The organism is Streptomyces sp. NPDC058964 (genome assembly GCF_042741275.1).
GTDB lineage: Bacteria > Actinomycetota > Actinomycetes > Streptomycetales > Streptomycetaceae > Streptomyces.
In genome coordinates this window covers 1,198-12,363 of record NZ_JBHYKH010000265.1, presented here as the reverse complement: position 1 = coordinate 12,363, position 11,166 = coordinate 1,198, and the positions used below count along the sequence as shown (strand labels likewise).

Annotated in this window: 9 protein-coding genes; 5 read left to right on the top strand and 4 right to left on the bottom strand. The window is 70.2% G+C overall.

Features of this window, described 5'->3' with window-relative positions:
- The first annotated feature begins 699 nt into the window (after positions 1–699).
- Together ACFW2E_RS27995 and ACFW2E_RS27990 are read left to right on the top strand one after the other, a co-directional pair.
- Positions 700–2,370, top strand: coding sequence for an arylsulfotransferase family protein (locus ACFW2E_RS27995; protein ID WP_384469842.1), 1,671 nt, complete (start codon positions 700–702; stop codon positions 2,368–2,370).
- Between the two features lie 300 nt (positions 2,371–2,670).
- Positions 2,671–4,767 (top strand): SpoIIE family protein phosphatase, encoded by a 2,097-nt coding sequence (locus ACFW2E_RS27990; protein WP_384469841.1) that lies wholly within the window; start codon positions 2,671–2,673, stop codon positions 4,765–4,767.
- Positions 4,768–5,286: 519 nt separating this feature from the next.
- Here ACFW2E_RS27990 and ACFW2E_RS27985 read toward each other — a convergent pair.
- From ACFW2E_RS27985 to ACFW2E_RS27970, 4 genes are all read right to left on the bottom strand, one after another.
- Entirely contained in the window at positions 5,287–5,841 is a 555-nt protein-coding gene (locus tag ACFW2E_RS27985) for a L,D-transpeptidase family protein (protein WP_384469840.1), read from the bottom strand.
- Positions 5,842–6,062: 221 nt separating this feature from the next.
- Positions 6,063–6,407: a transposase gene (locus ACFW2E_RS27980; RefSeq protein WP_384469843.1), complete on the bottom strand. Its 345-nt coding sequence runs from the start codon at positions 6,405–6,407 to the stop codon at positions 6,063–6,065.
- Positions 6,408–6,566: 159 nt separating this feature from the next.
- Positions 6,567–7,751, bottom strand: coding sequence for a chorismate synthase (gene aroC / locus ACFW2E_RS27975; RefSeq protein ID WP_384469839.1), 1,185 nt, complete (start codon positions 7,749–7,751; stop codon positions 6,567–6,569).
- Positions 7,748–8,227 carry a hypothetical protein gene (locus tag ACFW2E_RS27970; protein WP_384469838.1) on the bottom strand — a complete coding sequence of 160 codons (480 nt, stop codon included), beginning with the start codon at positions 8,225–8,227 and terminating at the stop codon, positions 7,748–7,750. Before ACFW2E_RS27970 ends, aroC begins: the two co-directional genes overlap by 4 nt.
- Before the next feature lie 243 nt (positions 8,228–8,470).
- Between ACFW2E_RS27970 and ACFW2E_RS27965 the strand changes: the two genes are divergently transcribed.
- From ACFW2E_RS27965 to wrbA, 3 genes are all read left to right on the top strand, one after another.
- Positions 8,471–8,731 carry a hypothetical protein gene (locus ACFW2E_RS27965; RefSeq protein ID WP_384469837.1) on the top strand — a complete coding sequence of 87 codons (261 nt, stop codon included), beginning with the start codon at positions 8,471–8,473 and terminating at the stop codon, positions 8,729–8,731.
- Between the two features lie 105 nt (positions 8,732–8,836).
- Positions 8,837–10,300 (top strand): multicopper oxidase family protein, encoded by a 1,464-nt coding sequence (locus ACFW2E_RS27960; RefSeq protein WP_384469836.1) that lies wholly within the window; start codon positions 8,837–8,839, stop codon positions 10,298–10,300.
- 191 nt (positions 10,301–10,491) lie between these two features.
- Entirely contained in the window at positions 10,492–11,106 is a 615-nt protein-coding gene (wrbA, locus tag ACFW2E_RS27955) for an NAD(P)H:quinone oxidoreductase (RefSeq protein WP_384469835.1), read from the top strand.
- Positions 11,107–11,166: the final 60 nt, after the last annotated feature.

The following is an 11,166-nucleotide window of genomic DNA, read 5'->3' as shown; positions in this document are numbered from 1 at the left end:
AACCTCCTCGGCCCCTGAGGCCGCCGATCCTTCCGGATCTCGAAGTCCATCGCACCCCTTGAACTGGGGTGTTGCGACGACCACTAGAACGGAAGCTGCCGGGCGGGGCCACAGCCGTGCCAACCGGGTCCGCTCAGCGGCAGGTGAACGACTTGTCGGTGGGACTCGTGCTCAACGTGAGCTGGCTGCCGCGGCGTTACCGATTGACTGTCTGTCCCCGACGCTGGCGTAGATCGGGCCGCAGTCCAGCGGTCCGCCCGAGGAGCCCACGGTCAGCTGGGGCGGGCGTCGGGTGTTGAAATCGAGCATCTGGTGGAGAGGGAGGTGCCCCGACAGCACCAGGCGCACATCGTTCGCAGGCCGACCAGGGAGGTGTTGGCCACGGCCGCGTCGAGGACACGAGTCCGCCGACGATGACGGCAGCCCGGCCCGCCAGGCGCTGGCGAAGACCACCGAGACGACCGCCGAGACCCCGGGCCGGGCACTGCCCGGTCAGCTGCCCGCCGCATCGGGCGGCACCCTGGCCTCGGTCAGGGGCTGGACGGGGGAGACGGCCTCCATCTCCTTCTGCAGGTGGCGCCACCACCGCGTCCAAATGGCCCCCACCGCACGGCCATAACAGGCACAGACCGGCGGCCGCACCTACCGTCACCAGGGGCAACAGCTCAAGACGGAGACGGAGCCGTAAGGAGACGGAACATGACGGAACGGCAGCCAGGGGCTCGCGGTGCCAAGAGAGGGCTCGGCCGCACCGCAGGGGCCTGCGCGCTCGCTCTGGCGTTCGTCTTCCCGATCTGCTCGCCCCCCGCCGCGGCGGGTCCGCCACCGGACCGGCCGCGGCTGTGCGCGACGGAGCCCGCTCCCCCGACCGGCAGTGCGACCACTCCGCCGCCGATCACTTCGGGCAGCGATGTATGGAGCTTCGTCTCCGAGCCGGGCCTTCATCCCCAGCGGGTCACGGTGACTGCGCACGAGCCCGGGACGGCCCCCGGCAAGATCTTCGTCGGCCCCTATGCCATCGGTGCCGCGGTGGTCGGTCAGACGGGGGCACTGATCTCCGACGACTCCGGCGATCCGGTCTGGTTCCGCCCCCTGCACTCCCCCGACCTCCAGAACGCCGACTTCAAGGTTCAGACCTATCACCATCCCGGGACCGGAACGTCGCAGCCGGTGCTGACCTGGTGGCAGGGATCCATCGCCATTCCGCCCACGTACACGAACCTGCCGGGCGGCGCTCCCGAACCGGGCGGGTGCTACTACATCTACGACAATCAGTACCGTCTGATCACCACGGTCTCCGCTCGTCACGGCTTCAACGCGGACGAGCACGAATTCCTCCTGACCCGCAGGGGGACCGCGCTGTTCATCGCGACCAAGCCGGTCCCCATGGACCTCCGCCCCTACGGGGGTCCGGCGAACGGAGCCATCCTGGACAGCGAGATCCAGGAAGTCGACCTGAAATCGGGCAAGCTCGTCTTCTCATGGGACCTGCTGGACCACCTGAACCCCGCCGAGTCCGAGGTGCCGGCCTCCGACGCGGCCACGTCGGACGGGGTATGGGACGCCTACCACCTGAACTCGATCGACGAGGGCCCCGGCGGGGAGCTGCTGATCTCGGTCCGGAACTTCTGGGCGATCTACGACATCTCCAAGAGGACGGGCAAGACCCACTGGCAACTCGGGGGCAGGGAGAGCGACTTCACCTTCGGCCCCGACGCGGACTTCTACTGGCAGCACGACGCACGGTTCGGGCCGAACAACAAGATCGGCTTGTTCGACGACGGCTGCTGCAACCAGCCGGGCGGCACACCGGAACAGGAGTCCCACGGCCTCATCCTGGACCTGGACTTCGACGACCACCACGCGACCGCCGCGCGGACCTACTACCACCAGCCACCGCTGTTCTCGGCGTCCCAAGGGAACACCCAGGCGCTGGCCGGCGGCAACAAGTTCATCGGATGGGGCCAGAGCTCGTACTACTCGGAGTACGCCGACGCGGGAAACACGGAGGGCAACGGCTCGGAGAACCTGCTCTACGACGCCAAGATGCCGGGTTCGAACATCTCGTACCGGGCCTTCCGGAACAAGTGGGTCGGCAAGCCCTACTACCCGCCGAGCGCAGCGGCGAAGACCGACAAGGGGAACAGCGTCGTCTACGCCTCCTGGAACGGCTCGACGCAGACCAGAGCGTGGCGGGTGCTCGCAGGACCGGACCCCCATGCGCTGTCGGTAGTCGTGCGGCACGCCGAACGGACCGGTTTCGAGACGGCGGTCCCGACGGACGATCAAGGACCGTACTTCCAGGTCAAGGCGTTGGATGACGAGGGGCACGTCCTCAAGTCCTCCGACGTCGTGCACCTGACACGTTGACGGCCGGCCCGTGACGGAGCGGGGCGTTCATCGCGCGGAGCTCGTCGCGGGCCGTCTAGGCTGGAGAAATGGTGCCAGGACGCACCTCGGACAGCGGCCACAGGTCAGTACGACGGCAGGCCGGGACCGCATCCTTCGGCTGCCCCGCAGTGGCCCCGCGGACCGCACACCGGGTCGACCTCGGCGCCCCGCCGCAGCAGGCACGTGCACCGAGGAAGACCCCGGCCGACTGACGGGACCAGTGGGATGGAGAGTCCGGCGCAAGCACCATATGGCCCGGAAAGCGCCCAGCCCGAGCGCTTGCTTCCGCGTGAGGAGGATCTGGCCGTCCTCGACGCGCTGTTCACGCAATCGCCGATCGGTGTGGCCGTCTTCGACACCGGGCTGCGCGTCATCCGGGCCAATCCCGCGCTCGAAGCCATTCACGGAGTTCCGAACGCACGGTTGCTGGGTCACCGGCTCGGCGAGGTTCTGCCCGATCTCGACACCCTTGCGATCGAGCGCCGTCTCACCAGGGTCCTGGAGACGGGAGTGTCCATCGCCGGCTCCGAGCACCACGGCTACACCCCGGCCGACCCCGGCACCGAACACGTCTGGGTGGCGTCGTCGTACGCCCTCACCAGTCCGGACGGCCGGACCATGGGCGTCACCGACATGATCATCGACATCACCGACCGTTACCGCGCCCAGGAGCGTCTGGCCCTGCTCGACGAGGCCGCGACCCGCATCGGCACGACACTCGACGTCACACGTACGGCTGCGGAGCTGGCCGATGTCCTGGTCCCGTACGTGGCCGACCTGGCCTCGATCGATCTTCTGGACGGTGTGACGGCGGGCGAGGAGCCGCTCCCGCCCGGCACCGAGGGGGTCACGTTGCGTCTCGCGGCGCGCACGGCCTCGGATCCGGCCCTCACCGCGAGGCTGCGCCGCATCGGCGACGTACAGGATTTTCCCGCCGGCACCCCGCACGCGCGCAGCCTCGCCGACGGACGGCCCGCGCTCGTGCCGGTGGTCGACCCGGACGCCGACTGGGTCCGGGGCTCCCCCGATCCCCGGGCACAGGCGCTGCTGGCGCACGAGACGCATTCGCTCATGGTGGTGCCCCTGCGGGCCAGGGACACCATCCTGGGACTGGCGCACCTGTATCGCACGGCGGCCCGCCCGAACGCCTTCGAGCACGACGACCTGATACTCGTGCAGGATCTGGTGGCGCGGGCCGCCGTCTGCGTGGACAACGCCCGTCGCTACACCGGTGAGCGGAGCACAGCCGTCACCCTCCAGCAGAGCATGCTCCCGCACAACGTGGCCACGCAGAGTGCGGCGGACGTCGCGTACTGCTACCGGCCCGCCCTGACGCACACGGGCGTGGGCGGGTGCTGGTTCGACGTGATTCCGTTGTCCGGTGCCCGTGTGGCCCTTGCCATCGGCGACATACCCGGTACGGGCGTCGAGGCGGCCGCCTGCACCGGGCAGATCTGTTCGGCCATCCGCACCCTGGCGCAAATGGATCTCGCCCCCGAGGAAGTCCTCGCCCGGCTCGACGACATGGTGCCGCGACTCGTCGAGCGCGCCCGTACTTCCGGATCCGCTCCCATCATGGACGGGCTCGTGGGTGCGACCTGTCTCTACGCGATCTACGACCCGATCTCGCGCCGCTGTGTCATGGCAAGCGCCGGACACGCCCCGCCGGCCGTCGCCGAACCGGCGCGTCAGGTGCGTTTCCCGAGGATCCCGTCCAACCAGCCCCTCGGGCTGGGCGATGCCGTCTTCGAACCCCTCGAGATCGAGCTCCCCGAGGGCAGCACTCTCCTCTTCCACACGCGAAACCTTCTCCAGGACGGCGCTGACGATCGACCGCTGCAGCAACACCTCTGCGCGATCATCAGGCAGGACGGTCTGCCTCCCGACGAGCTCTGCCGGAGTCTCGCCGACGTGGCGGGCGCGCACCTGTCCCCGCACGACGATCTGGCGCTGCTCCTGGCCCGCACCCGTAGCCTCCCGTCTGCCCAGGTCGCCACATGGGACGTCCCCCCGGATCCCGGCGTCGTCGCCGACACCCGCTCACTCGCCTCGCGCCAGCTGCAGCGGTGGGGCCTGGAAGAGCTGGCCTTCACCACCGAACTCATCGTCAGCGAGCTGGTCACGAACGCCGTCCGCTACGGAGGGCCGCCGATCCGGCTCCGGCTCATCCGTGACCGGATGCTGATCTGCGAAGTCAGCGACGGAAGCAGCACGTCACCGCACATTCGCCGGGCCGCCACCACGGACGAGGGCGGACGCGGACTCTTCCTCGTCGCCCAGTGCTCCCACCACTGGGGCACCCGGTACCACAGCAGCGGCAAGACCATCTGGGCGGAACAGGACCTCACCGGCCCCGAAGCCGCGGCAGGCGCCTAGGGAAGCGGGCAGGCGGCGGTCACGGTCACCGCCGCCTGACGGCGTCGTCCCGGGGGTGACATCCGGGCCTCGCGCTCAGCGCCTCCGGTGCGGCGGCGCTGAACGGTGTGGGTCGCTGCGGCGGCGGCCGGCCCGCGACGGTACGAGCTCCCGCAGGAGCGAAGGACGCGTCGTGACGCCGTGATCGCCGCCGCCCTCGTCCAGCCGGGCCATCCGATGCCTCTGGGACGCCTTCCCTGTCTGCCTCAGTCACCGGCTTCCGGGAGGCGCCGGGACCGGGTGAAGCGGCCGCCGACCTCCACGCCCAGCTCTGGGTGGGTCGGACACGGGCTCGAGAAGCGTCCAGGCATGGGCCCCTGCATTCCGCCGACGCCCCCGCTCCGCGCAGAGCGGCCACCGGGTGGGCCTGGTTCGGGCAGCGGGCTCTGAGCGCGAACGGGCGTACCGGGGCCGCCGGACCTGTCCACCGCCCGGTGATGCGGACGTGCCCCGGACAGGGCAGCGACAGTCGCACGGACCTCAGGACTTGAGGTGTTCCCGGTCCCCCATCACCACGACGGGATGCTGCGCCGGCTCCAGGGTGCGCAGGAGGGTCTTCATTGCGGGACCGGACACGGTGACGCATGCCGATGTGCCGTCGCCGTGGTCTGTGTGGAGCCAGATTCCACCGCCCTTTTCCACCCCGTCAGGGCGGCTCCAGTCGAAGGGCGGAACACCTCTGAGCCGGTTGTAGTCGATGGCGATGACGTAGTCGAAGTCGTGGAGGTGGGCTTGTTCCGGGTTCAGCATGGACGCGTAGGCGTTGTCGTCCTGCCAGTACCTCAGCCGACTTCCGGGGTCGGCGAGTGTGCCTCCCGCGTCGGTGAGGGTGAACACGCCGACGGGACTGCGCTCGTCGTCGATGCGGTGGTCGGTTGTCCAGCCCAGCCTGCCGTTGTGCGCGGGCCAGCTAGCCGTCTGCTGCCAGGTCGAGCCCCGCTTCTGATAGAGAACGACGAGGCTGTCGGGTGAATCCGGGCGATCGCCGTAGACGACCACCGCCTGCCTGGTGCCGTCCGGTATCTGCCGCCACATCCGTCCCCCGATGCCCGGAAGGCGCGTGCCCACAGTCTGAGCCGGGTAGGCGGACGCCGCGCCGGGTGCGCCGCCGGAGTTCTTCCGCTCGGCCCCGTGACCGCACGCCGTGGCCGCGGTCAGCACGGCGCCACAGACAAGAGCCGCGCATATGGCATGACGCACACCGCCGAGCCGAACCGGCCGACGACAGGACGGGAGCACCGTGAGCATCCGCATGGTCAGGATCCTGCGTCGAGGCGGATGCACTTCGCCTCCGGACGCGGCATCCGGCCCAACTGGTCACCGTCCGCCCGGGGCCCGCGTCGAGCCGCGCCGCACACACGCGACGGTCGACGCGGGCCCCGCCGACCGTGACAGCCCGCCCGGTGGGGTGAACAGCGCGCGCAGACAGCCGTGAGCGATGGCGGCCGCGGCCTCCCGCGCCCAGGGCCTGCCGATTTGCCGTCATCACCCAGCCGGGCGGCCATCGGCACCACCGACCTGCGCCGCCCGACCAGCAGCAGGCCCCGCGGACACACCTGGCCCCAACGGCGCTGATCCGCCCGCGCGAACGGCTCGAGCATCTCCGCCGCGAAGTCCTCCACCACCCGTCAACCGGGCACGCCACCGACGAAGGAACCCGACCAAGAACTACTAGGACATGCGCAGCCGGGACGGTGGTCGGTCACCGGCAAGAGAAGAGCCGTGGGCGTCGTGCACGGGGGAGGCAGTAGCGACAGCACTCACCGCATCGCCAGGTTGCCGAGGTACGACTGGACGTTGCGGCGGGACTCGGTCACCGAGTCGCCGCCGAACTTCTCCGCCACCGCGTCCGCCAGCACCAAGGCCACCATCGCCTCCGCGACGATCCCGGCCGCCGGTACGGCGCACACATCCGAGCGCTGGTGGTGCGCCCGGGCCACTTCACCCGTGGTCACGTCCACGGTCCGCAGCGCCCGCGGCACCGTCGCGATCGGCTTCATCGCCGCCCGCACCCGCAGCGGCTCCCCCGTCGACAATCCGCCCTCCGTACCGCCGGAACGGCCGGTCGCCCGCCTGATGCCCCCGGGTGCGGTGACGATCTCGTCGTGCGCCCTCGAACCCGGCACGCGCGCCGACGCAAACCCGTCGCCGACCTCGACACCCTTGATCGCCTGGATGCCCATCAGCGCAGCGGCGAGCCGGGCGTCGAGGCGCCGATCCCAGTGCACGTGTGAGCCCAGGCCCACCGGCGCGCCGTAGGCGAGGACCTCGACCACCCCGCCGAGCGTGTCACCCTCCCGGTGCGCCTGGTCGATCTCCGCGACCATCGCCTTCGAGGCGTCCGCGTCCAGGCAGCGCACCGGGTCGGCGTCCAGCCTCTCGAGGTCCGCCGGGGTCGGATACATGCCGTACGGCGCCTTCGCCGCGGCCAGCTCGACCACATGGGAGACGACCTCGATCCCGGCCGTCTCCTTCAGGTACGACCGCGCCACCGCGCCCAGGGCCACCCGCGCGGCAGTCTCCCGTGCCGACGCCCGTTCCAGAACCGGCCGCGCCTCGTCGAAGCCGTACTTCTGCATACCGGCCAGGTCGGCGTGGCCGGGCCGCGGACGGGTCAGTGGCGCGTTGCGCGCCAGCCCCGCCAGCACCTCCCCGGCCACCGGGTCGGCCGCCATCACCTGCTCCCACTTCGGCCACTCGGTGTTGCCCACCATCACCGCCACCGGCGAACCCAGCGTCAGACCGTGCCGGACACCGCCGAGGAAGGTGACCTCGTCCCGCTCGAACCGCATGCGGGCACCGCGTCCATGACCGAGCCGGCGCCGGGCCAGGTGGACCGCCACCATCTCCGTGGTGATCGGCACGCCGGCGGGAAGGCCCTCCAGCGTCGCGACGAGGGCGGGGCCGTGGGACTCCCCCGCGGTCAGCCAGCGCAGCCTGCTCAACGGTGCTCCTCAAGGTCGGTGGGGGTGAACGGGTCCGGAAAGAGCCTGCTCGGTTCTGTGTGGAAGCCGGGGAAGGCCGTGGAGACGCAGCCGGGGTCGTCGAGGGTGACGCCGCGGGCGCGCAGGCCGAGGGCGCGGAAGGCCATGGCGTTGCGGTGATCGCGACGGCAGACGGTCCGGCCCGGTCGGGCCGGGCCGGGTGGGGCCGGGGAAGACGGTGACGCGGTCGTGGCCGACCTCGGTCGTGACGCCCGGCGCCCGCAGGTTCTCGGCGACCGCGGCGATGCGGTCGGACTCCTCGAGGCGCGCGTGTGCGATGCCGTCGTCACCCGCGCGCCGAGCGCGGTGAGCGCGTCGCGGAAGGCGATGGTGTGGTCGCTGACGAGCGGTGCGGACAGCCGGCTGGTGCGATGTGCGGCGGCGAGGACGAGGGCCCGGTTGGTGACGCTCTTCGATCCCGGGATGTGTGCCTGCATCGGAGTCTCGGAGTCCTCTCGTACGACGCTGCGGACGGGGAGCCGGGGCCGGCCCGGGCTCCGACAGGCTCGCCACCGAGAGGAGGCGGCGACAACGAGAGCCCGGCCACTGTGTCATTTCGGCCGGGTGGCGGTGCGCGCCGATGACGGAGTCCCCGTGACCTGACACAGACGGGCCCGGTCCGCCGTCCCCTCCCCCGTGCGCTGCCTAGCGTCGGCAGATCCCGACAGAAGGAGTCGATCGTGCAGCCTCACGCGTCCTTCATCCACGCCCATCACGACGTCGTCGAGCCATCGGCGGACGACGGTGGAAGCGGGAAGGCCAACAGCGCACTGTTCGCCCACCTCCCCCGCTCCAGCCCGGAAGTGATGGAGAGCATCGCCGTCTCCCTGCTCTCGCTGACCGCGCCGGGAGTGTGTCTGCGCGCCGGAAGCGGAATCCAGCCAGAGCCCTCGGGCGCACCGCGCGGGTCGCTGCAGGTGGGGCGCGACATGACAGAGTGAACCGATTGAATCGGCCAGATTTCCCCTGCTGCGTCTTTGATGTGCCGCGCACGGCCAGATGCGTATCTCTTGGGGGAAATCGTGATAGCACGCCGTTCGTTTCTCGTGTCCGGTGCCGCCGTCACCGGCGGTCTCGGGCTGACGGGGCTCGGGATCTCGGTCCTGCGGCCCGCCGCCGCCGGTGCGGCCGTGGGGGGTCCGGCCGCCGGCGGCGGACCGGCCGACCTGGACCCGGGCAGCATCGCCAAGTTCGCGGTCAGGATGCCGATTCCGCCGGTGCTGGCGCCGTACTCGGTGTCGGGCACGACCAGTTACTACCGGATGACCATGAAGGAGGTCGCCACGGCGGTCCTGCCCGGCATGCCCGCCACCACGGTCCGGACCTACAACGGCAAGTTCCCGGGCCCGCTCATCAAGGCACGATCCGACCGGCGCGTGGTCGTCGAGCAGACCAACGACCTCGGTCAGCCGGTTTCCGTACACCTGCACGGGGCGCATGTCCCCCAGTCCAGTGACGGCGGCCCGATGGACCTGATCCAGCCCGGCGGCAAGAAGACGTACACGTACCCGAACCAGCAGCCGCACGCCAACCTGTGGTTCCACGACCACGCCCACCACCAGGAGTCCGAACACGTCTACCGCGGACTGTCCGGCCACTACCTGCTCACCGACGACACGGAGCAGCAACTGCCTTTGCCGTCAGGCCAGTTCGACGTATCGATCGCGCTACGCGAGGCGCGCTTCGACCAGGCGGGACAGCTCGTGTACGCCATGGACGACTGGCCCAACCGCAATGTCATCCTCGTCAACGGCAAGCCCTGGCCGTACTTCGAGGTCGCGGCCCGCAAGTACCGGCTGCGTGTGTTCAACCAGAGCAACGGGCGCTTCTTCGACCTGAAGCTGTCCGACGGCTCGGAGTTCACGCTCATCGGCGGTGACGGGGGTCTGCTCGCCGCACCCTGTCAGGCGACGGTGGTGCGGCTGTCGCCCGGCGAACGGGCCGACATCGTCGTCGACTTCTCGCGCTACCCGGTGGGCAGCCAGGTGGTGCTGGAGAACGGTCTGGGTCCCGGCCCGGTCGAGCACACCGGCAAGGTCATGCGCTTCGACGTCACGCGCACCGCCACGGACAACAGCTCGGTTCCGAGCACCCTGCGCACTCTGCCGCCCCTGCCGGCCGCCACCGTGAACCGCCGCTTCGAGCTGAGCATGGACGAGGACGGCAGGGCCGACCCGATGGGCTACATCAACGGCAGGACGTACGACCCCGACCGCATCGACACCGAGATCGCCTACGGCACCACCGAGGTGTGGACGGTCACCAACACCAACCAGCTCGCCCCGCACAACTTCCACATGCACCTGGTGATGTTCCGCGTCCTGGAGCGCAACGGGCAGCCGGTCACCGAGGGGTTCGAAACGGGACTCAAGGACACCGTGAGCATCCTGGCCGGCGAGACGGTGAAACTCCAGGCCACCTTCACCGGGTACCGGGGCACGTACCTCTACCACTGCCATCTCTTCGACCACTCGGCGATGGGGATGATGGCCAATTTCCGGGTCTCCTGACACCCGTGTCCCGGGTCTCCTGACACCGGCGTCCCGGGTTCTCCCGGCGCCCGTGTTCCGGGTTTCCGGACCCGCATCTGACGAAGTCACGGCCCATCTGACGAAGTAACCCGACCACGATTGCCGGCTTTCCGGTGACTGCGGAAATGTTTTCCGCGGTCACCGGATCCATACCAGAAAGGGACGCTCGAATGACGAACGTCGCCGTCATCTACTACTCCTCCACCGGCCATGTCCACACCCTCGCCACGGCCGCCGCCGAGGCCGCGAAGAAGGCCGACGCCGAGGTGCGTCTGCGCAAGGTGGCCGAGCTGGCTCCGCAGGCCGCCATCGACTCCAACCCGGCGTGGGCCGCGCACCACGCGCAGACCAAGGACGACGAGGTCGCCGCCCTGGACGACCTGGACTGGGCCGATGTGATCCTCTTCGGCACGCCGACCCGCTTCGGTCTGCCGACCGCGCAGCTCAAGCAGTTCATCGACACCGCGGGCGGCCTGTGGGCGCAGGGCAAGCTGGCGAACAAGGTCGTCTCCTCGTTCACCTCCACGTCGCAGACGCACGGCGGCCAGGAGAGCACGCTGCTCGCGCTGAACAACACCTTCTACCACTGGGGCGCGATCATCGTCCCGCCCGGCTACACCGACGCGGTCCAGTTCCACGTCAAGACCGGCAACCCCTACGGCACCGGCCACGTCTCGTACGACAACGCGACCGCCGACGAGGCCACCCTCGCCTCGATCGAGCACCAGACGCGTCGCGCCGTGGAGATCGCCGGGGCGCTCAAGCGCGGATTCGCGGCTGCGTGAGCCTGCCGTGCGGCGTTCCGCGATGCGCAGACGCTCGGTCCTCGTCGGGCTGCTGGCGGC